This is a genomic window from Amycolatopsis regifaucium (genome assembly GCF_001613935.1).
GTDB classification, from domain to species: domain Bacteria; phylum Actinomycetota; class Actinomycetes; order Mycobacteriales; family Pseudonocardiaceae; genus Amycolatopsis; species Amycolatopsis regifaucium.
On the sequence record NZ_LQCI01000009.1, the window covers coordinates 1 to 22,067 of the forward strand.

Annotated in this window: 17 protein-coding genes and 3 pseudogenes; 12 read left to right on the top strand and 8 right to left on the bottom strand. The window is 67.1% G+C overall.

What is annotated here, in order from left to right:
- Positions 1–572 precede the first annotated feature (572 nt).
- The 3 genes from AVL48_RS10035 (at position 573) to AVL48_RS39500 (ending at position 2,381) form a co-directional block, all read left to right on the top strand.
- The gene (locus AVL48_RS10035; RefSeq protein WP_061990284.1) at positions 573–890 is read left to right on the top strand and encodes a hypothetical protein; all 318 of its coding nucleotides are present in this window, start codon (positions 573–575) and stop codon (positions 888–890) included.
- 294 nt (positions 891–1,184) lie between these two features.
- Positions 1,185–1,733 (top strand): hypothetical protein, encoded by a 549-nt coding sequence (locus AVL48_RS10040; protein WP_061990286.1) that lies wholly within the window; start codon positions 1,185–1,187, stop codon positions 1,731–1,733.
- 180 nt (positions 1,734–1,913) lie between these two features.
- Complete coding sequence (locus AVL48_RS39500) at positions 1,914–2,381, top strand: hypothetical protein (protein ID WP_061990288.1); 468 nt, start codon at positions 1,914–1,916, stop codon at positions 2,379–2,381.
- Positions 2,382–2,487: 106 nt separating this feature from the next.
- Here AVL48_RS39500 and AVL48_RS38175 read toward each other — a convergent pair.
- The 3 genes and pseudogenes from AVL48_RS38175 to AVL48_RS10065 all read right to left on the bottom strand — a co-directional run.
- Positions 2,488–3,015 (bottom strand): annotated as a pseudogene (locus AVL48_RS38175) (NAD(P)/FAD-dependent oxidoreductase); the annotation flags it as partial.
- A gap of 37 nt (positions 3,016–3,052) precedes the next feature.
- The gene (locus tag AVL48_RS10060) at positions 3,053–3,454 is read right to left on the bottom strand and encodes a hypothetical protein (RefSeq protein WP_061990294.1); all 402 of its coding nucleotides are present in this window, start codon (positions 3,452–3,454) and stop codon (positions 3,053–3,055) included.
- 36 nt (positions 3,455–3,490) lie between these two features.
- The gene (locus AVL48_RS10065; RefSeq protein ID WP_061990296.1) at positions 3,491–4,003 is read right to left on the bottom strand and encodes a DUF2231 domain-containing protein; all 513 of its coding nucleotides are present in this window, start codon (positions 4,001–4,003) and stop codon (positions 3,491–3,493) included.
- A gap of 173 nt (positions 4,004–4,176) precedes the next feature.
- Between AVL48_RS10065 and AVL48_RS38980 the strand changes: the two genes are divergently transcribed.
- The 6 genes and pseudogenes from AVL48_RS38980 to AVL48_RS10090 all read left to right on the top strand — a co-directional run.
- Positions 4,177–4,335, top strand: coding sequence for a hypothetical protein (locus tag AVL48_RS38980; protein ID WP_156515765.1), 159 nt, complete (start codon positions 4,177–4,179; stop codon positions 4,333–4,335).
- A 431-nt stretch (positions 4,336–4,766) separates the two neighbouring features.
- Positions 4,767–5,408: pseudogene (locus tag AVL48_RS10070) on the top strand (tyrosine-type recombinase/integrase); the annotation flags it as partial.
- A gap of 468 nt (positions 5,409–5,876) precedes the next feature.
- On the top strand, positions 5,877–6,302 hold the full coding sequence (locus AVL48_RS10075) for a YciI family protein (RefSeq protein ID WP_425266139.1): 426 nt from the start codon (positions 5,877–5,879) through the stop codon (positions 6,300–6,302).
- Positions 6,299–7,561 carry an RNA polymerase sigma factor gene (locus AVL48_RS10080; protein ID WP_061990300.1) on the top strand — a complete coding sequence of 421 codons (1,263 nt, stop codon included), beginning with the start codon at positions 6,299–6,301 and terminating at the stop codon, positions 7,559–7,561. Before AVL48_RS10075 ends, AVL48_RS10080 begins: the two co-directional genes overlap by 4 nt.
- Positions 7,558–7,872, top strand: coding sequence for a hypothetical protein (locus tag AVL48_RS10085; RefSeq protein ID WP_061990301.1), 315 nt, complete (start codon positions 7,558–7,560; stop codon positions 7,870–7,872). The genes AVL48_RS10080 and AVL48_RS10085 overlap by 4 nt, the downstream gene beginning before the upstream one ends.
- Positions 7,873–8,194: 322 nt before the next feature.
- Positions 8,195–8,527, top strand: a pseudogene (locus AVL48_RS10090) (lysine 2,3-aminomutase); the annotation flags it as partial.
- Positions 8,528–8,642: 115 nt separating this feature from the next.
- Here AVL48_RS10090 and AVL48_RS10095 read toward each other — a convergent pair.
- A complete protein-coding gene (locus tag AVL48_RS10095) occupies positions 8,643–9,839 on the bottom strand; it encodes a cytochrome P450 (protein WP_063816618.1) in 1,197 nt (398 codons plus the stop codon).
- A gap of 240 nt (positions 9,840–10,079) precedes the next feature.
- Between AVL48_RS10095 and AVL48_RS10100 the strand changes: the two genes are divergently transcribed.
- Positions 10,080–11,861: an asparagine synthetase B family protein gene (locus tag AVL48_RS10100; protein WP_061990307.1), complete on the top strand. Its 1,782-nt coding sequence runs from the start codon at positions 10,080–10,082 to the stop codon at positions 11,859–11,861.
- Positions 11,862–11,926: 65 nt separating this feature from the next.
- Positions 11,927–12,703, top strand: a complete 777-nt coding sequence (locus AVL48_RS10105; protein WP_061990309.1) for an SDR family oxidoreductase — start codon at positions 11,927–11,929, stop codon at positions 12,701–12,703.
- 13 nt (positions 12,704–12,716) lie between these two features.
- On the opposite strand, the gene AVL48_RS10110 is transcribed toward AVL48_RS10105, so the two are convergent.
- On the bottom strand, positions 12,717–14,036 hold the full coding sequence (locus tag AVL48_RS10110) for a cytochrome P450 (protein WP_244162676.1): 1,320 nt from the start codon (positions 14,034–14,036) through the stop codon (positions 12,717–12,719).
- A gap of 218 nt (positions 14,037–14,254) precedes the next feature.
- Here AVL48_RS10110 and AVL48_RS10115 point away from each other — a divergent pair, with 218 nt between their 5' ends.
- Positions 14,255–15,400, top strand: coding sequence for an acyltransferase family protein (locus tag AVL48_RS10115; protein ID WP_061990315.1), 1,146 nt, complete (start codon positions 14,255–14,257; stop codon positions 15,398–15,400).
- 403 nt (positions 15,401–15,803) lie between these two features.
- Here AVL48_RS10115 and AVL48_RS10120 read toward each other — a convergent pair whose 3' ends face one another.
- The 3 genes from AVL48_RS10120 to AVL48_RS10130 all read right to left on the bottom strand — a co-directional run bounded on the left by AVL48_RS10120 (position 15,804) and on the right by AVL48_RS10130 (position 21,938).
- Positions 15,804–16,382 (bottom strand): SMI1/KNR4 family protein, encoded by a 579-nt coding sequence (locus AVL48_RS10120; RefSeq protein ID WP_061990456.1) that lies wholly within the window; start codon positions 16,380–16,382, stop codon positions 15,804–15,806.
- Positions 16,383–16,400: 18 nt separating this feature from the next.
- Positions 16,401–20,705: a DNA/RNA non-specific endonuclease gene (locus tag AVL48_RS10125; RefSeq protein ID WP_063054097.1), complete on the bottom strand. Its 4,305-nt coding sequence runs from the start codon at positions 20,703–20,705 to the stop codon at positions 16,401–16,403.
- A gap of 306 nt (positions 20,706–21,011) precedes the next feature.
- Positions 21,012–21,938: a hypothetical protein gene (locus tag AVL48_RS10130; protein ID WP_061987578.1), complete on the bottom strand. Its 927-nt coding sequence runs from the start codon at positions 21,936–21,938 to the stop codon at positions 21,012–21,014.
- Positions 21,939–22,067 lie beyond the last annotated feature (129 nt).

Here is a 22,067-nt window from a genome sequence, read left to right on the forward strand (position 1 = left end):
CCGTATTCGTCGACCTGATCCTCACCTATCTGCCTTGACGGAGCGGGGTCGATCAACGCCCACACCCCGTCCCTGCCTGGAAGGGCATAACAAGCCTCGCACAGCCATTCCGGCGCCCGATAATCCTGCGACCAGCCCTGCCGCACTCCGCCGACCGCGAGGTCATGCCCCCACGGGCATCGTGTCGGCGCTCCTGAACCTGGCCGGATCGGCACCTCCAAAGTTCTCCACTGTAGGTTCTCGTCGCTCGTGACATGTCGATCTCGTGCGACCTGGGCGTTCTCCGTTGTCTCACGACGACGTCACCATGATCAGTCTCAAACTCCTGGCATTTCTTCGGCCTGTTGGGCAGCTACGGGCGATCGGGCAGCGTTGGCTGGTCCAGCCGCCTGCCCGAAGGTCCTCTTCGCGGCATGAGAGTGCGCTTCAGGTACATCCGGGACCTCAACGCCCACCGACGAGACGAACATCACCGGCTGTCTCGTGGTGGTGTGGTCTGTTCGACTGACAGAACCTGGATGCGCATGCCAGTAACTTGTGACCGCCCCGACCCGATCACCGTAGGAGCCACCATGACGACTACCAGGCGCGTTCTCGCCATTCTGGCCAGCACAGGGCTAGCCGTCTCGGTGCTCTGCGCAGGATCCGCCTCCGCCGCGACCCAGGGCAAGATCTACATCTCCAACAACTGCGGCAAAGCGGTCTCCACCACGATCCACCGCACCGACGGCTCGATGATCGCGGGCACCAGTGCCGCCCCGGCGGGAAGCTACTTCGGATACCCTGTCCAACCCGGCACCTATCAGGTTCGCGTGCCCGCGGGTAACCGGAACGTGAAGATTCTCGACCTCGGCAGCAAAGCTCACTCGGTCATCGTCAAGGCCTGCTGACGACCGTCGACTGGCTCGCTACGTCTCTGCCCACCGCGCACGGAAATCCCAGTTCGCCGAACGGCACGCCCGACTCCCTGCGGCAGCCGGCCTGCTGTCGGGCCTTCGACGAACGTGCCTGCCGTCACCACGGCGACGAAGGAGCAGTTCGCGAGCCTGCCCTGACGAACGATCGAGGCGGTAGCAATCTGCTTCACCCCCCGCGATGGTTACGCCGTGGTGGCTGAGCTCAGGTCCTCAGGCCGACAGGATGATCGAACTCCATGCACGGCAACCACCCCGACCTGGAATGTGATGACACTCGAGCACCATCCGTTGCCGGAAGCGACGGCACAGCCGAAAGGCGCGACCGGGATCGCCGCCGGGGTCCTGGCGGTTCTCGGCGGACTCGGGTTCCTGGCAGCTGCCGCGCTCCACATCATCGAGCTCGTCCTTTCCCTTTATGTGCTCGCCGTCGGAGCCATCGCCCCCAGAGCCATCACCCCCCGCACTGATCTCTCCGGCGCCGCTCCCGTGTTCCTGACGATCGCCGCGGTGACCGATCTCGTCGCCATGGCGCTCCTCTCGAGCGGAGGAATCCTGCTGCTCCAGCGCAAAGGCCCTGGACGGGTGCTCACCGCGATCGGAGCGGGGATTGCACTCGGATTCTCCGGCCTGGCCCTGCTCGTGCCGTGGATCAGCTCGCGCTCCGCCGTCTCGTACAGCGGATTGACCCCGATCACCGACAACGTCTGGCCGTTCGCCGTGGTCCTGGTCGCCGCGGCCGCGACGCTCCTGCTGGCACTGATGCCGCCGACGATGCGCTGGGTCGCCGCCGGCACGCCTCGGCTTCCGCGGCGCTGACCACAGCGAGCGTGGCCATAGACGACGTCCTCCGCCGTGAACGCTCAATGCTGTGTCCGTGGCGAACGCCGGGTGGCGTCAGCGAGGGCGGCAGTCGCGAGCCAAGGCCGAGGCGCTTGACTACCGCACACGGACATGGGGTCAAGTACTGGGAGATCGGTGCCGATGGGAAGGACGAGGGTGAAGGTCACGATCAGGGTCGTCGTGTGCGTGTTGTGGGCAACCCTGGCGTTGGCGGGCTGCGCGTCACGGTCCGCCGAGGTCGATACAGCGGGTTTCGAGACGCGTCTCTCCGCGGTGCCGGGGGTCACTGGCGCGTTGGTCGAGGTTCAGCATCCGGGTCTGCCGACGAACACGAACGTCGTGATCTGGTTGTTCCTCGAGTCGGCGGATGTCGAGTCGGTGGCGACGGCTGCCCGGAAGGTCGCCGTCGCGGCACGTGGTGACGACGGTGTCCGCGGTCGGCAGGTCAACCTCTTCGTCGTGAAGGGGAAGCGTGAGGACTTCCCGGCTCGCCAGGACGTGGTGCGGAACACGGTGCCGGTGATGCATCGAGTCGCGGAAGCGCTCGGGCTGCCGGAATCGGCCGGGCAGATGCTCGTTTTGACACCGGAAGTGATCGCGAGACTTGCGCATGCAGAAGGCTGAGCAGGCGTTGCGGCACCTTTCGAAAGACTGCGCGTACGGCACCTGCGTGTGCGGTGTGCAGGTCCGCGAACACCCTGGCCACCTCGGGCCCCAACGCGGGCAGCAGTGGCAGCTCGAGCGCTTCCAGCACGGTCACGTCGAGACCGGCCTGCCTGGCCGCCGCCGCGACTTCGAGACCGATCCACCCGGCGCCGACCACGGCGAGCCGGGACCCCGTCGCCAATACTTGCCGCAGGCGCTCGGAGTCGCCGAGGCGGCGCAGCGTGAGCGCGTCCTCCCCGCCCGGTAGGACGCGGGGTTCGGCGCCAGTCGTCAGCAGCAGCTTGGTGTAGCCGACCCGGGTGCCGTCGGCGAGCTCGACCTCGTGAGCCGCGCGATGGATCGCGGTGACGCGGGCACCGAGCCGCAGGTCGACCTCGTGCTCGGAGTACCAGCCCTCGTCGTGCACGAAGGCGGTGTCGGGCCCAGCTTTCCCGATGAGTATGTCCTTCGACAGCGGCGGCCGTTCGTACGGACGCTGCTCCTCGTCGCCGAGCAGTACGATCCGCCCGTCGAACCCCTTGTCGCGTAAAGCTTCCGTGGTCTTCGCGCCGGCAAGGCCGGCACCGATGATCACAAACGTCGGCGGTTCCACTTATCGGCTCCTCAAGGGTCGGGTCACCGGATACGGGTCAGCTGCCGCCGACGCCCAGGGCGGCGAGCAGCACCAGGACCACGGTCGCGACCGCGACCAGTCCGTGTGCCGCGACCACGACTACGGGGAAGTGCTGCTCGGGAGCCGCGGCGCCGGACCGGTGGCCGGGCAACCAGCGAGCGAACATCGTGAACCCCAGCAAGGCGATCGGCACGAGCAAGACGAACGCGATCCACGCCAGCACCGCCGAGCCCGCGAACAGGTACACGATCCACAGCACCAATCCGGCCGCGGCGAGGGCGAAGTGGCCGAAGACCAGCCCCGTCGAGAATTTGCTGCGTTCCGGTTCCCGGGTGCCGCCTTTGGCGATCCAGGTGCCCAGCATGACGAAACCGCCCACGGCGGTGACCAGCCAGGCGACCAGCGCGGCGATGTCCATGTTCTGTCTCCTCGATGTGGTGATGGCAACGGACTTTCAGGCCGTGAAGCCCTCCGCCTGAGTGGACTCGGCGGCGACGCGGACGCCGTAGCGGTACGCCAGCTTGCCGCCGAGGTAGCCCGACACGGCGAGTGCGACGAACGCGGCCGCGGAAAGCACGAGCGGGCCGATGCCGACCGGCCCGGCCTCGTCCGAGGCGGCCCGGCGCCAGAAGAAGCCGACGGTGTAGGCGGCGGTGACCGCAAGATTGAGGCCCATATGCGTCAGCCCGGTCCGGAACGCTCGCGTACCGGACGGGATCGCGAACAGGTCGAGGGCTCCGACCACGGCCGCGGCGAGCGCGCCGACGACACCGAGCGCGATCAGCCAGACCGATCCGCGGGTAAGAAACCCAGGATCGTCCACGATCAGCGACGCGACGTCGAACGCCAGGCTGGAGACCCACGCGCCGATCGGGACGGTCACCAGCATCGGGTGGAGCGGGTGCCCGTACGGGCCGGCCAGCGCGGCGCTCACTGGCCGCTTCGCCTGCTCTGGATCATGCGTCATGATGAACTCCTTTTCGCCAATAAAGTTTGGTCTTACTCGCAGCAGGGGTCAAGCCGTGCAGGTGAGCGACACCCGATCGGAGTTACAGCTACACAAGTCGGCGTTAGCCTGCCGCCACGGACCAGGAGCCGATCAGTGCGCTCGCCGCGCTGGGCGATCCGCCGCGGCGGGGCATGTACAGCCACATCTGGCAGGCCCAGCTCCCGACCAGCCGCGTCGAGGCCGCCGAGACGGTCGGAATCTCCCGCAATCTGGCCGCATTCCACCCGGACACGCTGGTCGCCGCCGGACTGCGGCTGACCCGCTACGAGTTCGGCGGAGACATCCGGTAGGTCGGGCGCGCGCTCCGAAGAGTCCATGAGCCGTCCGACCTGAAAGTGCAGGTGAGAATCCCGCCCCGCCAGCACGACATCCTCGCCCACATCCTGCTCGACGCCGTCCTCGACGAAGTGACGGCGAGACCGCCCGCGACGCTGCGATCCACACCGCTCGTCGCCATGGCGAAGGCCTCGACGCCACGAAACGCGATCTCGCACGGCCCGGACGCCTGGGCACGGAGCGAGCGCAGACCCTCAGCTCGACCATCGTCGAACGCCACGACTTCGCGCCATACGAAATGGCCCCGGATTGCCTTCGGCTGCGAAATTGCCCGTTCCATCCGCTCGCCGCGAAGGCGCCCGAGCTCGTGTGCAGTATCAAACCAGGCATTTGTCAGCGGCGTGCTTAACGGGCCTAGGCCGACGAGGAGGAGGTCGCTTTCTGGGACTGGGCTTACGTGGAGGTCCTGAGGCACAGCGGGGTGCGTGTCGAGGAGTTGGTGGAGTTGGCGCACACCAGCATCCGCCAGTACCAGCGCCCCAACGGCGAGGTGATCGCGCTGCTGGTCATCACCCCGTCGAAGACCGACCGGGAGCGCGTGATCCCCATGTCCGCGGAGTTGTTCCACGTCATCGCGATGATCGTCATGCGGCAAACCGCGCACGGCCCGATCCCGTCGATACCGCGCTATGACGGCCATGAGCGGGTGTGGACCGCGCCGATGCCGTTCTTGTTCCAGCGGCAGATCGGTGGCGTCCGCAAGGTGACCAGCACAGCCACCATCCTGAACAACTTGCGGAAGCAGTGCCAGAGCCTTGGTGAGACGAATCCAGCATTCCGCGGGCTACATTTCACGCCTCATGACTTCCGAAGGCTCCTCGCCACGCTGTGTTGTGGATTCGCCATCCTCCCCGGCCTTGCTGCACGACGGCGAGATATCCGCTCATCGGCAATAGCGGATGTTCGGCCCGTAACGAGCCGGCGCGTTGGCCACAGGCGTTCGCCGAGTCGGGCGGCATGCCGATCGGGGTTCGAATGTTCCTTGTCAACGCTCCAGCGTCCGAACCTGACGATCGTTCAGGAGTAGGACGAGTAGCTGCAGGCAGGCTGACGGCTGCTGCGGCGCGTCGGCTTGCTTAGTGCAGAGAAGCAGCCAGCATTTCAAGGCCTGGCCCTTGGATACCGTCATCGCCGAGCTCACCCAGGGACGGCCCTACCGGCACGTCATGGGCTACGAGGCCGAGTTATGGCGCTGGTTTGTGACGTGTCCGTTGTCCGGCTGTGCTGCACGGGCCAGGCGGCCGCCGTGGCTGTCGAGAAAGTTTCCCAGGCCAGGTCGACTCTGAATCAGCCTGCCTGAAATGTCCGTGCTGCCCCGGTTGCACGTTGACGTTTGACAACTCCATATTCGTTTCATGACCCGGCACCCTCTGGCTCGACTGAGCTCGTTGTGAGGTGCCGCCCAGGGAACCCGAGCCTGGCGGGGCACCAGGGACGCTGATGCCGTGATCGCTACGAGCGAGTGGCAGGCGTCACGGCGTCTCAGCGGCCAGGAGTGTCGATTTCGAGTGCGCTGTTCGTCTCCCTCGGCGAGCGGCCTGCCTGGGTCGTGCTCGATGATAGTTGGAGAAAGGGCCTGAGCATGGAGTATTTGGTGCTGATCTATCGGGATGAATCCAAGGACGGCGATGTCGACTGGGCCAAGCTCGGCCGGGAATACGAGGAGTACGCCGCCGCCGTTGCGCAGGCTGCTGTGATGCGGGGCGGCAAGAAGCTTCAGCCCTCCGCCACCGCGACCACAGTCGTAGTTCGGGCGGATCAACGTCTGGTCACCGACGGGCCTTTCGCGGAGGCCCGTGAGCAGTTGGGTGGTTTCTTCGTCTTGGACTGCGCGAATCTGGATGAGGCGCTGGAGTGGGCGGCCCGGTGTCCAGGGGCGAGCCACGGCACGGTCGAAGTGCGTCCGGTGATGCCGACGTGACGGACGGCGAGGGTCTCGATGGGATCTTCCGGGCTGAGCACGGCAGAGTCCTGGCCCGCCTGGTGGCCTTCCTCGGGGATCTCGACGTCGCCGAGGAGGCCCTCGCCGATGCCTGTCTGCAAGCGGTCCGGCATTGGCCAGGATCAGGGATACCGGATCATCCGGCCGCTTGGTTGACCACAGTGGCCCGTAACGGGGCGATCGACCGGATCCGCCGAGAGAAAGTCCTCGCCACCAAACTTCCTCGCTTGTATCCAGAGGTCGACATAGCTCAGACTCTCGCACCGCCTGATCCGGACGAAGCCGATATCCCCGACGAGCGGCTGCGGTTGTTCTTCACCTGTTGCCATCCTGTGCTGGCCCTGTCCGCCCAGGTGGCTCTCACCTTGCGCTGTCTGGCCGGGCTAACCAATGCCGCGGTTGCCCGCCTCTTTCTGACAAGCGATGTCACGATCTCGCAGCGGGTCGTGCGCGCGAAACGCAAGATCCGCGACGCCGCCATCCCATACCGTGTCCCTTCAGGCGAGGAACTGCGACAACGATTGCCAGCGGTCTTGGCCGTCCTTTATCTGCTGTTCACTGAGGGCTACGCGGCGACCTGCGGCCCTGCGCAGATCCGACCCGAACTGTGCAACGAGGCGATCCACCTGGCCGAAGCCCTGCACCACCTCCTTCCCGATGAGGCTGAGGCCACCGCCCTGCTCGCGCTGATGCTGCTGGTCGACGCACGACGTCCGGCTCGCCTCGACGCCGACGGACACCTGATCACCCTTGAGGAGCAGGACCGGGCCCTCTGGGACCGGGATCTGATCAACCAGGGACGCCACCTCGTCCGAGAAGCACTCCAGACCCGGCCGCCGGGGACCTATGCCCTGCAGGCCGCCATCGCTGCCGTCCATGCCGACGCCCCCAGTAGCGACACGACCGATTGGCCGCAGATAACCGCCCTCTACGGGCTGCTCGCAGGTGTCGCGCCCTCACCGATGGTCGAGCTGAATCGGGCGATCGCCGTCGCCATGGCCGATGGTCCCGCCGCCGGGCTTCGCCTGTTAGATCAGCTCCAGAACGCTGGCCACCTCGCCACGACCCACCTGCTGCCCGCCGCCCGCGCCGACTTGCTGCGACGTCTGGACCGCAGGGCAGAGGCCGCCGTCGCCTACGACGAAGCCCTCGGTCTGGTCGGCAACGACACTGAGCGCGAATATCTCACCCGCCGACGTAACCAGCTCGCCCACCCAATGCAAGGACCGGCCACATGACCTCCGATGACCACCTCGACGCGATCGCCGCCGACCTCGCCGTGAGGGGCGCCACCGCAGGCACGATGTTCGGCAAGCGTGCCCTCAAAGCCCACGGCAAGGCGTTTGCTTGCCTCAAGGGCGACCTGCTCGCCTTCCGACTAGGCGCCGGGCGCCCCGCGCACACTGAGGCCCTGGCTCTTCCTGGTGCCGAACTATTCGACCCGTCCGGCAAACACCGCCCCTTCAAGGACTGGGTCGCGATCCCCAGCAGCCATGCCCAGGCCTGGCCCCATTACGCCGAGGTGGCGCTGAACAGCCTTACCGGCTGACCTATCGTCACCGATCAACTTTGTACTAGCACGTCAGTACCCATGCCCACATGGGATGCTGCTCAGTGGAGCCAGACTTGAGCTGAGCCTGCAACGCGACCACAAGGCAGGCAGCCGCGGCACGAGGCGGATCGCAGCAACGATCGACCCAAGTGGACGGACCCTCGTTCGCCGATCAGTGACGACCGGATGCTCACCGACATCTCGCTGTACTGCCTGACCGCCACCGCGGGCCCAGATTCGGCTCAGAGATCTATTGTGGACGTTCGCAGCAGCTAAAACGGCAGGAAAGTCGGCACTCAGGTTCCTGCCCGCGCCAAGCTTCTACATGTGCGACATGATCCCCAACGCCGAACACTGGCGGGTTTCCGTGCACGAGGCACAGGAACTGCAGCACGCGATCATGGGCTACCGGCCGGGCTACGCGACGCCGCGGATCGTCTGCGACGTGCCCTACGTCGGGAAACGATGGGTGCACCAGCTCGCCGAGTACGACCGTGAGCTGGGCATTTCCTACTGGACCAAGAACTACCGCATCGGGATCGAGCACGAGGACCCCGAAGCCTTGCAGCGTCGCTACCCCTACTACGACCCGATCTCCACGCTGCCCGAAGCCGGTCAGCGCTGGTGGCGCGACCAGCCCCGGCAGCACTGACCGCTCGTCGGGTAGGTCCTCGAGGGGCGGTCAGGCTCATTTGCGAGCTTCAACGCCTCCTCGGCCGACCACAGTGGACAATCGGGTGGTGTGGTGACTCCGCGAATTCCGACTGTCACCACACCACCGGCAACTCCGCCAAGGCGTACCCGACCAGCAACTGGTGAATCGGCACCTGCTCGGCGGGCACGGCCAACCGCAGGGTGGACGGCAGCAGCCGGAGAATGCACTCAAGCGCGACCTCGGTCTCGAGCCGCGCGAACGACGCGCCGATGCAGAAATGAGCACCATGCCCGAACGCCAGGTGCATCTTCGTATCGCGTTCGATGTCGACGGTTTCGGCGCCGGGGAAGACATCCTCGTCGTGGTTGGCCGAGCCAAGGGAGACCAGCACGGTCTCCCTGGCGCGGATGGTGACCCCGCCGAGCTCCACGTCGACGACCGCCACCCGCGGCAACGCGCCGAGGGCGTTGTGCACGTTGTAGCGCAGAAGTTCCTCGAGCGCGTTCGGAATCAGTTCGCGGTCGGTGTGCAGTCGTGCGAACAACTCCGGGCGGCGTAGCAGATTCAACATCCCGGTCGCGATGGCGTTGGCCGTACTGCGGTGTCCGGCGGTGATCAGGAGCAGGACGAAATGGATCAGCTCGTCCTCGGACAGCTGCCCCTGCTGGTCCCGCGCGGCGATCAAGGATCCGATCACGCCGTCTTGCACGCCGTCACGCCGCATTTTCTCGATGATCACCCGAAGGTAGCGGATCAGCTCCTCGAAGGGGTCCGCGTCGCCGGCGGCTCGGGAGTTGAACAACACCGGCGTCCACACGTGCAAGGGACCGCTGTCGGCCTCCGGCACCCCCAGCAACTGGAAGACGGCGGTGGTGGCGAACGGCAACGCGAAGGTCGCCAACAGGTCCACCGGCCCGTCCTGCTGTCGCAGCTGCTTCAGCAACGTCTCGGCGGCCGTCTGCATCAACGGCCGCAACGATGCCACCCGTTGTGGTTGGAACGCCCGCGACACCAGCCGCCGGAGCTTCGTGTGCTCCGGCGGATCCATTCCCAGCAAACTGTGTGTGCTCGGGGTGAACGGTCCCAGTTTCGTCGCCCATGGCGACTCGGCCGCCGCCCGGCTGAACCGCGCGTCGCTGAGCACCGCGTGCGCATCGGCGTGCCGGGTGACCAACCACGCCTGCCCGCCGGTGGGTAACACCACCCGCGTGATCGGCGCCTGCCGTCGTAGTTCGCCGAATTCCGGCGGCAACCGTAAGCCGTCAAAAGCGAATGGATACTCCAGTGGCTCCTTCAGCGAGGCGTCCACGATTCCCCCTGCGATTGTTTGTTGAGGTGCAACGATAGGGACCAGCCGGTCGGAATCGGGTCGAGAACTCCTGGATTGGGTGGTCCGTCCGCTTTTCCCCGGCGGTGCGGGCCGAGAGTCGACCGGTTTTCGGCGTTGCTTCGAGCGTGGTCAGGTCAGATCCGGATTCCGTCCACTCCCCGGGAGGCCGTCCGACGGCCCGGCATGGCGCGGGCGGCGCCGACGGCAGAAGGGCCGACCATGACCGAACTCGTAGGTTACGTCTGCTTCACCGCGGTCGTGGAGCGCGCGGTCGCCCTCCGCATGCTGGCCGCCCGGCCCGGCCCACGGCCAAGCGACGACCGATTCTGGGCAGGGCCGCATGCGGTCATCGGGGTTCGGGGACATGCGGCCGAACCAGATTCATCGCGGGCCTTGGCGTCCGGCCGGCCCGCACGCGCGGGGCTGGTCGCCGCTTTGCTCGGCCGTTGCAGCGCCGGGCCGGGCACGGCGTCGTTCGATGATGACGCGGGATTGGTGCTCGATGCTTGCGTACGGGGAGCCGACGACCTGCCCGGCTCGCTCGATGGTGACTACGCCCTGGCGGTTTGGGACGACCATCGGGAGCACTTGACCCTTGTCCGAGACGCACTCGGCACCAGGCCCCTCTACTACTACCGCACGCCTGACGGCGTCGTCTTCGCGTCCAGCCTGGACGCGGTCCTCAACCATCCCGCCGTGCCGGCCCGGCTGACCACCGATGGCGTGCGGCAAATGCTGGCGGGGATCGCGGTCCCGGGCGACACCCCGTACGCGGGGGTTCGGGAGGTTCGTGCGGGACACGCCCTGCGGTTCAGCCGCGACGGCGATCAGGAACGTCGGCACTGGCGGCTGGACGGCAGCGCTGGACATCCCGACGACCTGGCCACCACCGTCGGGCAGACCCGCGAACTGCTGGCACAGGCGGTCCGGCGCCGCACGAACGGCGGCACAGTGGCCAGTTTGCTCTCCGGTGGACTGGATTCCAGTACGCTCGCCGCGCTGTACGCCCAGCAAGCGCGTGCCGCGATCGCGACCTTCGCGGTCGACTATCCCGGCTATGAGACCGGCTACCAGCCCCATATCGCCCGGCCCGCACCGGACAGCCCGTATGTGCGCGATATGGCCGCGCACATCGGCTCCCGGCACACCGACGTGATCCTGGAAGCGGCCGCTCTCACCGCCACCGATCTGTGGGACACGCTCGTGGACCTGCTCGAGGCGCCCACCATCCTCGCCGACGTCGAGCCGTCGATGTACTCGCTGTATCGACGGGTCCGTCAAGCGGCCGACGCTGTCCTAGGCGGCGAGGGCGCGGATGAGCTCTTCGGCGGCTTCCCGTGGTTCCATCATCCGCAATGGGCGCTGGCTGAGGACTTCCCCTGGACACCCACGACGGACATGGTCGTCCAGCCGCTCTTCGGTCGCGCGTTCACCGAGCTGGACGTGCCGGGCTTCCGCGCTGAGCAGTATCGCACGGCAGCCGACGAGTTCGTCGGCGATCGTCGGGATACCCGCCCGGACACCAGGATGCGGTTGGTCGTCCAGCTGTTCCTGACCCGATTCCTGCCGGAGCAGTTGGAACGAGCTCACCGATTCGGCGCCGCCATCGGCCTCGACATCCGCACCCCGTTCTGTGACCGGGCGCTGGTCGAATACGTTTTCGCGGCCCCTTGGTCGATGCAGACCTTCGATGGCCGGGAGAAGAGCCTCCTGCGGGCCGCGGCAGGCGATCTGCTCCCCGGCTCCGTGCGAGAGCGTCGCAAGTCCGGATATCCGCTCACCCGAGACGCCGGGTACGACCGGGCGTTGCGCACCGCCGTCGGCAAGCTGCACACGGATCCGGACGCGCCGGTGCGCCCTCTTGTGGACGAGGACCTCGTCCAAGCGCTGCATGCCGATCCCATGGGGCCGGACGCGCCCCGGTTGAGCCGTAATGAGATGGAACTGGCGCTGCGCCTGAACGCCTGGCTGACGAAGAGGAATCTGCGGTTGCCGGGATGAGACCGGCGGACCCGGCCTCCATCCGGGTTTCAGCCCGCCTCCACCAGCCGAGGAAAGGGTGTCGTATGGCTGTCGTCTTGACCGGTGGTACCCGGGGGATCGGATACGCGCTCGCGCAGGCCTTCGTGGCGGCGGGTGCGCGTGTGGCGCTCTGTGGACGCGACGAGCGATCGGCGCGGGCCGCCGCGGCGAGCATCGGACCCGGCGTACTCGGGATGGCCGCAGACGTCACGCGCCGGGAAGATCTGCAGCGTCTGTGGGATCGCACAGTGGACGAGTTCGGCGTCGTGGACCACTGGGTGAACAACGCCGGCGCCGCGATGCGCCCGCAGTTGCTCTGGGAAGCCCCGTCGACGGGTATCGACGAGGTGATCACGGTCAACCTCGCCGGTTCGCTGCATGGCAGTGCGGTGGCCATCGCGGGCATGGTGAACCAGTCTCACGGATTCGTCTGGAACACCCTTGGTTTCGGCAGCAACGCCCGGGTTTCGCGGGGAATGGCGACGTATGGATGTACGAAGCGCGCCCTTGACTACCTGCATCGGGCGCTGCTGGTCGAGACGGCGCACACACCGGTACGCGTCGGGGTGGTCGATCCGGGTCTGGTGCTGACGGATCTGGTGACCGAGTCGGGTATCGCCACCGCTGACCTGCGGGGCGAGCGCCAGCGGCAGTACTACCGGGTCCTCGCGGAACCGGTGGAGGTGGTGGCACCGTGGCTGGCGGCGAAGATGCTCGCCGCCACCCGAACCGACGCGAGGGTGCTGCGTTTGACCGCGGCCAAGGCGATACGGCGCCTGACCGCCGCCTTCGTGCGGGAACGGGTACTGCCGGCGCGGTGAACCGGCCGCTCGCTCATCTGCGGACCGGGGTGAGGAAGAAGCCTTCGGGCTTGAGGGTGAGCAGTTCCCGCACACGCAGCCGGTAATCAGGCTGAGGCCGCAGGTCATAGCGACGCAGCACCATGCCAAGGACCAAAACGGCTTCGTGCAACGCGAACTGGCGGCCGATGCACGCCCGCATACCGGTGCCGAAGGGCATGAACGCGTGTTTCGGCCGTCCCTTGACCGCCTCGGTGGAGAAATGGTCAGGGTCGAATTCGTCGGCGTCCGGCCCCCATACCGCGGGGTCCCGTTGCAGCGCGGCGGTAAGCACCACGACCCAATCACCTGCCCGCATCCGTAAGCGGTCGCCTACCACCGTGTCGACGCGCGCCTCCCGGGCGAAGGCCGGTGCAGTGGGCCACAGCCGCAACGCTTCGTCCACGATCCGGCGGACATAACGGAGTTTGGCGACCTGTTCGAAGGTGGGCTCGTCCTCACCCCACACGCTGTCCACTTCGTCCCGGGCGCGGGCCGCGACTTCCGGGTGTTCCGCCAAAAAGTACAGCGCGAAGGCCAGTGCGCCGGCGGTGGTCTCATGACCTCCGGAGAGGAAGGTGATGATCTGATGGCGGATGTTGACCTTGTCCAGGGGCGAGTTCAGCATGAGCGCCAGCATGTCGTCGTTCTCCGCACCCGAACGGGACTCGATGACCTGATCGACCACGGAGTTCAGGTAGGCGATGTCGGCCGCGTTGCGCCGGTCTGCCCGCCACCCGGTGATGTTGCCGATCACCGGCGGGCGGAAGAGGGACCGCTGGGCGTGGATCAGCGCCCTGATCATGGCCGCGACGAAGGGATGCGGCGTAATCCGCCGGAACGAATCGAACGAGTAGCCGAAGCCGGTGCGGCCGATGATCTCCAGGGTCGTCTTGGTCATGTCGCCGACCACGTCCGCCACCGCGCCCATGTCCCAATGCGCCAGCAGTTGCCGTGTCACATCGAGCATGGTCTCGTGATACCGCCGCATGGCCGCCTGGCTGAAGGCCGGCCGCAGCACTTCATAGCCGAGGTGCAAATTCGGCTCGTCGTTGTAGGCGGTGAACAGCCCATCGGCCATCATCGGGCGCAGCGCCACGATCGTCGGCGCGACGTGCTTGACGAAGCGCTCTTCGTCGACGAGCTCGGTGACCAGGTCGGCACCGGATACGAAGACGATGTGCTGGTTGAAGATCTTGCGCACGTAGATCGGCCCGAGTTGGCGAGCCAATTTCACCGCGTGCTCGATCTGGCGGTCGGCGGAGACCCCCAGCAGGTCGCCGAGCAGCGGAAGACGCCACTTCGGATGTGGCAACGTCGTATCCAATGCTTTGCCCCTATCGCCGGATGACCACCACGCCCGGCGCCGACCTCCCCAGCCGCGCGGGTCCCGTTCCGCAACCTAGCCACGCCTCCTCGAACCCGGGTCGAACAGGCGTTGCCCCGGACTTCAGCCGCTCTCGACCTGGCTATTCGAGAGTGGGGCGAGCCGACACGACGACAACCGCCCGGGTGCCGACGGGGGAGCCGCAAATGCGCGAAGTTCGACCGATCCGTCTTCCGTCGCTGACAGGTCTGCGATTCGTCCTCGCTCTTTCCGTCCTGCTGTCCCACGCGACCTACGTCCTCATCGCCTTCGGGGGCCCGTTGCAGCAGGTCCACGGTTTCATCGAGTTGGCATCGACCGCCGCCGTCAGCGGCTTCTTCATCCTGTCCGGCTTCGTCCTCACCTGGGTCAATACGCCCGAGGATCGCACCACCGCTTTCTGGCGCCGTCGCTTCTGGAAGATCTTTCCCAATCACACACTCGCCTGGACCTTGAGTGTGGTCCACGTCGTCGTCGCGATCGCCACCTCGGCAGCGATCACGTTGCCGGGCCACAGCGTGCTCGCCGGAGTCACCGGCTTTTTCCTCGTGCAAAACTGGATCCCGGACGTCACCGTCTTCGCCGGTTTCAATTCCCCCGCCTGGTCGATTTCGGCCGAAGTGTTCTTCTACGCGCTATTCCCTCTCCTTGTAGTCGGCGTCAAAAAAATTCCGGTAAGCCGACTACGTCAACTCTGGGCCACCCTCGCGATCATCGTCGTCACCTTGCCCTTGGTGGCCATGACGATCAGTGGCCCGGAAGCACCCGAACCGTACAAGTGGCTGAAGATGAACGAATACAGCCTCTGGTTCATTTACGTCTTCCCCCCGGTCAGGCTGATGGAGTTCGCGCTCGGCATCGTCACCGCGCGCCTCATCCAGGTAGGCCGCTGGCCCACGCTGCCTCGTTGGAGCACGGCCGCCCTGCTCACCATGTCCTTCCTCGCGACTCCTCTGCTCCCCCCGCAATACCTCTTCGGAGCGGCCTGCGCCGTTCCGCTTACCCTGATCATCGCGGGTTTGGCCATCCGAGACATCGACGGCCGGTCAGGGTCGCTTACGCGACCCACCGTGGTCTTCCTCGGAGAGGCCTCCTATGCCCTCTACATCATCCATTTCCCGGTCCTTCTGATCACCTGGCAAATGGTTGCGGACTTCATTCACACCCCGTGGGCCGCCATCTTGTTCGCGATCGTCTACATAATGATCGTGCAGGTGATATCCACGCTGGTTTACCAGTACTATGAAAGACCACTCATGCGACGATTTGCCAGGCCGAAACACCCCACCGGAAACATCTCGGGCCACAAGTAGCCGACTTCTCGCGGCCGGGGATCACAGGGGTTGATGCCGACGCTTTACTGCTAAGCCATCCGTGAAGGCCTCCTTCCCTACCTTGAGAGCCAGCGTCCCGGCAAAGTCGCCGGTCAGGTGAGCCGAGACCCAAACGCCCGTTGGGGTAATGCGCGCGGCTTCGTCACTCAACCCTTTCCGCCGACCCGATCATGCTCACTCGCTACGGCCGGTGGCACGTAAGTGTCACCGCTCGTGAGGGGTGTGTGGATTCAGGGACGTTCAACGTCCCTGAATCCACACACCCCTCACCGCGAACGCGCCACCAGCCCACCAGAACAGCAGCTCTGCGACTTCGCCGGAACCCTGACCCTGACAGCAGGCAAGGAGGCCTTCACGGACTTGACTTCCTCGCCAGGGTCACTCAGCCAGGGTGGGAGATGTAGCGATCCCCCCAATAACCATCGAAGTTCACCGGCTTACCGGACATGTCCCAGCCGAGGATGTTGTCCTCTCCGCTACTCACCAGCAGCTCCTGGATGACCTTCGTCATCGGCCCGGGATGAGCCTCGTGCCAGTAGTCACGGTTGTTGTAGGCGACCCCCCACTCGTCCGGGTCGGGCGAGTCGCGGATCCACCAGAACGTTCCCCCCGCACCGTTGGCCCCCCAGGGATAGAGCCCGCCCGGTTCCGGGAACAGCCGGTACGGAACGCCTTTGAGGTAGTCGAGGTCTTCGTCGCCGAAGATCTCCAGCAGCCCGATGTTGTCTCGCTTGACGTTCGCGCACTTCTCGATGCTCTCGCTGGGGTTCAAGAATTCGATCACCTCACGAAAGCCTCCAGAGGGGAAACGAGTGAGCAACTCCTTGTAGTCGCCGGGAAGCGGTGTTCCCAGTTCGCGTTCGACGGTGGTCCAGTCCAGCTCGGGTCGGAAGTCCCCCGCTCGCCACCCGACGAGCTCGCAGATCTCCTCCACGTACGACCGTTTCGATGCGTCTGTCATCTCTTCTCCAGGTCGCCGTCAGACCGTCCGGAACGCGGGGCACGTTTCCTTCACGAGGTTACCGGTGGGGATGTTCTCGATCTTGGCGAAGCACTTCGCGCCATTGGAAGCGATCGCCTCGATGAAGATCCACCGCGGCATCGCCGCTGTGGCGCTCGGGTACTGCACGTGTACCTCGTAGATCACCGAGACATCCCGGTTGGGATGCCGGTTCAGCATGTCCCCCACCGCGTTCTCCACCACCTTGACGTCCGAGAGGTTGACCGTCCGCCACTGGGTGACGATGTTGTCCACCAACATGGAACCATGCAGCCTCGCCGCGACCAGGTGCCCCTTCTGCACCGGCGTACCGTTCAGGGTGCGCGGGGGTTCAGGATGCCCGACCGGAGCCTGCGGATCTCCTGATCGCCCTGTCGTCTGGTTCGCGCAGACGATGCCACCGGTCGCCCGCTTGGCGGCTTTGCCGAGCCAGGTGAAGTCCTCCATGGGGTAGTTGAACGAAATGTTGGCCGGGATCACGCTCTTGAAGCAGCCTTCGACTTCCCGCTGCCGCGCGATGGTGCTGAGCTTCTCTCCCGGTTGCGGATTGACCGCGGGCTGGTTCTTGTGTTCGTCCTCCATTTTCTTGCGCAGCGCTTCCCTGTCGACGACCTCGCACGCGGGCGGGGCGGCGGCCGCGGCGGCGAGGCCCGGCTTCTTGCATCCCTTGAGCTGCCTGATCAGGTCACGCAGGTTGTCGGCGATGCGACGGCCGAGCATCTTCACGTCCTTGAAGGTGCGGATGCCCTTCACGATCCGCACGGTGGCACCGACCGCGTCCGGGATCTTCCGCAGCACCGACGCGATCTTGAGAATCGGCAACGCGTTGATGGCGGTCATCACGCAGGAGATGAAGTCGCCTTCCATGAAGCACCGTTTCGCGTCGGTGTAGCCGATCAGGTCGAGAATGACCTGACCGCCCTCGTCGACGATCAGTCCCATCAGGTCCCTGTTCGCGTCGGCGCGGGCACGGTTGTACTCGTCGACGCCCGCCTGACCCTTTTCCGCGCGCAGCAGTTCTTCTTCCTCCTGCGTCAGCGCGGGAACCTCGCTGTCGTCGGTGATGGCCTGTTCGGCCTCCGCGCGCTCCCGTGCCTCTTCCTCCTGCCGGAGCTGCTCCTGCATTTCGGCCAGCTGGTCCTGGATCGCCTTGGCGTCCGCCTCGGCGTTCGCCGCCCGGTCCTCCACGTTCTTCGCGTACTTCTCGGCGTTGGTGGCCGCGGAATCGGCGTCACGAGCGTGATCCGCGGCCCGGTTCGCCGACGTGCGTGCCGCGTCGGCGTCACGCTGGGCCTGCGCCGCCGCCTGCTGGGCCGCGGCGGCGGCTTGCTGTGCCCGGTCGGCCGCGGCGACGGCTTCGTTCGCCGCGCGAGTGGCGTCGTCGGCGGCCTTCCGAGCCGCCGCCGCGTCCGCCGCCGCCTTGTCCGCCGCCCGGCCTGCCAGAGCCGCGTCCGCCGCGGCCTGGTCGGCAGCCGCGCGTGCGGCCTTGGCGTCGGCCTGCGCGTCGGCGTCGACGACGTCGGCCTCGGCCGACGCCTTCCTGGCGGCAGCGGCGGACACGGCCGCCTCCGCCGCGGACTGCTGGGCGGCCGCCGCGGAGCGTGCCGCGTCGGCCGCCGAACCGGCTGCCGCGGCCGCTGCCTCGAACGCGGGCCTCACCTCGAGCCCGGCGTTCCTGGCCGCCTGGGCCGCGCGATCCGCCTGAGCCGCCGCGTCGGTCGCGGCGGCCTGCGCGGCCCGCACCTGGGTGTCACCGACGTCCTTCGCCCGGTTGGCCACCATCAGCACGAAGTCGGCGTCGAGGTCATCTCCGGTGAAGGGGCTGACCAGGTTGATCGCCTGGTCGGCGGGAGCGGCGATCCCGGACCCCGACAACCCCGCGGCGACGGCCGCGCGGGTGGCGATGCCGGCCTGGGTCGCGGCGGTCGCGGCCTCCGCCGCGGCCGCGTTGGCCTCTTCTTGGGTGCGGTGCGCGGAGCCGAGTGCGCGCTCCGACTCCACCGCCGCCTGTTGCGCCAGATTCGCCGCGTTACGGGCGTTCTCGGCGGCACGCGATTCTGCCGCCGTCGCCTCTTCCGCCGCCGCGCGCGCCTTCAGCGCCTCCGCGTGAACCGCGGCGGCTTCGCGCTCGGCGCGTGCCGCCGCCTCGTCGGCCCGTGCGGCCGCTGCCTGCGCTTCGTCCGCGGCCGCACGTGACTTCTCCGCCGCTACCTCGGCTTCCCGCGCCGCCGCACGAGCCTGCGACGCCGCGGCCAGCGCTCGATCCGCGTGCGCGCGCGACCGGCCGGCGGCCGCCTGTGAGTCCGTCGCCGCCGCACGCGCTGTCGCCGCGGCCTGCCCGGCTTGGGTGGCGAGGCCATCCGCTGACTGTGCGGCGTCCCTGGCCGTGTTCGCCTCGGTCCGAGCCTGTGTCGCCGCGGCACGCACCTTCTGCTTGTCCTCTTGGAGGACCTCCGACGCGCTCTCGGCTCGTGCGGCCAGCTGTTCGAGTGCCTGTGCCTTCTTCGCCGTCGTCTCGGCCGACTGCCGCAGCCTGGCGGCGTCTTCCCTGGCCTGGTGGGCCTTGCTCTCCTCGATACCGGCGTTGTGGTCGATGTCGGCCGCGACCTGTTCGAGTCGCCGCGCCTCCTTGGCGGCGTCGCCGGCGATCTGCTCCTGTCCCTGCGCGGCGACGCGCTTCTCGGAAGCTATCCGCTGCTGCGCTTCGGCCTCCTGCCGTTTCTGCTGGGCGATGCCCGCCTCACGCTTGGCCTTGTCGCGCTCGCTCGCGGCTTCCTGCTGCTTCGCCTCGGCCTCCTGCCTCTTGCGCGCGGCCTGGTCACGCCACTGCTCGGCTTCCTGCCGCTTGGCGCCGGCCAGGTCACGTTCGCGTTCAGCGTCCGTCCGCGCCTGCTTGACCTTCGCGGCGTGCGCTCTGGCGTTCTGCAGCGCGGTTTCCGCGTCGGTCTTCGCCTGCTGTGCCTGTGCCGCCGCCTGAGCTGCCGCCGCGGCCTGCTCACGAGCCGCCTGAGCCAACCGCTCCGCCGCGGCGGCGTGGGACTGGGCGTTTTCGCGCCAGCGCCGGGCGTTCTCTTCCCGAGCCTCGGCCTTCTCCGCGGCGTCGGTGGCCGCGGCGTCGGCGGAGATCGCGTCGATCGCGTGCGCCGCGGTTTCGGCGGCCTGTTTAGCGGCGCTCGCCGCGGCGGCCATGCCCTGGACCACCTTCGCCCACTGCGTGCCGTGCGGCATCTGGTTCTGCACCAGGATGTCCACTTGAGCACTCGCCAGCGCGGCGGCGGACTGGGCCTGCTGCGCGTCGGTCCGCGCGTCACGGACGAAGCGGGCCACCTCGTCCTTCGCCCGCTGATACAGCTCGGGATGATAGGTGTGCCCGGCCTGGTCGGCGGCCAGCGTTCGCGCCGCTTCCCGTGACGCGTTCGCCGCCAGCGTCATGTCGTTGGCGGTCCGCTCCAGCGACCGGACCCCGTCGGCGTGTGCGGCCAACAACTGTTGGCGCGCTCGCATGACCCGCGCGATCCGCTGTGCCAGTTCCGAGTTCGCTTCGGCTTCCTTGCGCTGCTTCTCCAGTTCGGAGAGCTGACGCTCTCGGGCATCCGCGTCGCGCTTGGCCGCGGCCAAGTACCCGGTCTTGAGGTATTCCTCGATCGCGGCGTCACCCTGGGCCAGCGCCGCCTTGGCGGCCGCGGAGACCTCCGGCGTCCCCCGGTCCGCGGCGACCTGCACATGCGCCCGCCGCCGGTCACGGAGCTCCTTCTCGTAGGCACCGGCCCGGCGGTCCTGCTCCGCGGCGATGTCCCGCCCGAAGGCCAGGAAGTTCACGCGGTCGTAGGCGTTGCCTCGCAGCGCACGGTCGACGGCGGCGTTGAAGGCCGGGCCACCGGTACCCACCAGCGACTCGATCACCTTGCGGTTGCGGTTGTCCGCCTCTTCCTTACGCTGTTTCGCCCGCGTTTTGGCTTCCTGATGCCCGTGATCGAAGAACGCCGAGATGGCCGCGTCGTCCCCGGCTTCGGCCTTCTTCCTGGCCTCCCGGGCCGCCACCCGGACTTCGTCGTCCTCGTCCAGTGCGGCGATGTCGGCGAGCAGATCCAGCTGCAGCTGCCGCAGAAGCGCTTCCTCTTCCGGATCGGTTGCCGCCGCTGCCGCCGGACCGGGCGGCGCCGTCGAGGCCGGTGGCTGAGCGGGTGCCTGCCCGGTGGCCGCGACCGCCGGGACCGCGGGCGCGGCCGAGGCGATCTCCAACCCCGCACCCGAGACGACCAACGCCGTGGACACGGTCAGCACGACCGCGCCACGACACCATCTCGAGGCCAGCGGCCCCCGTCTCACACGTCGCGTCTTCCTCTTCATGGCACACCACTCCCCAGTAGTCGAAACCCAGTAGTCGAAAGGTCGTGAAATCGGCGAAATCGCGCACCGGAAGAACATGGAAACAATTTCCGGGCACCGGTGTAAGCGGGACGAGCGTCCGCACACGCCAGCTCGTCCCGCTTATCGGAAATAATCTGATTCGCGGTTGATGTTGAATATCTGAACGTCTTCAATCAACGCTGAAGACGAAATTCGCCAACCAGTGAAAAGTTGTCCGCCTCAGCCTGCGGGAGACATTTGGTCCCGATGCTCTTTCGCATGCCTTTCGACACTCGCCCAGTACTGGGTCTGCCCATCCGCGAAAGTGCCGTCGGCGGCCCAGTTGCCCCGGTTCTTGTCCGCCTTCGCGGCGATCATCGCCCAGACCGGGTCGACACTGGCGTTGGCCCGCTCGATCACCGTGCGCCAGTACCGCGCCTGCTCGGCGCAGGCCAGCGCCTCGCTCTCCCAGACCGCACGGGCCTCGTCGGCCTTCTCCCTGGTGGTGGCCCACGCTCGGGCCGCGACGGCCCGCGCCTGTTCCGCCGCCGCGCCTTCGGCCGCGAGCGCCTCGCGCTCGGCTTCCTCGGCATCGGCGATCAGTTGCGGGATCAGGGCGTAGAAGCGGACCCCGGCCTCCTGGGTACGGATCCGGAAGATCTCGATGTCCGTGGCGGACGCCGCCATCCACTCGGAGGCGAAGAACGCCCGAAGGTGGCTGTCCGTGCCTCCTGCGCGCAACGCGTACTGGGCGGCAAGACGCACCTGCTCACCCGGATCGAACTCCGCCAGCAAGCGCACGAAGGCCCGATCTTCTTCGAGGATTTGCTGTTTGTGCTGCTCATCGGCCTCGCGGGCGGCGTCGTCGAGCGCTTTCGCCGCGGCGAACCCGGTTCGGAAAAACTGCTCCTGCTGAGCGGAACTGCCCTTGTACGCGGCCGTGGCCTCGGCGTGCACGTTCGGCGAGTACTGCGCGCTGTAGTTGTTCATGACCCGGCGCGCGAACTCCTTGTTGCGCGCGTTGTAGTCCTCGGCGCGCTTCCTGGCCGCGGAGAACCCGCTCCGGACGAACTCCCGCAGGGCCGGCTCGCCCTCGCTCGACCGGAGTGCCTGCCACGCCGCCACCCGGACCAGGTCCTCCGAGTGGTACAGGGCGTTCTGCCGCACGATCGGATAGTAAATCGAATTCTCGATACCCGGGACATTCAAACTTTTGGCCGTTACCGTTACTCCATTCGCCGTAGCGACATTGGCGACCATGCCGATGATCGACAGCATGAGGGCGCCGATCATTAC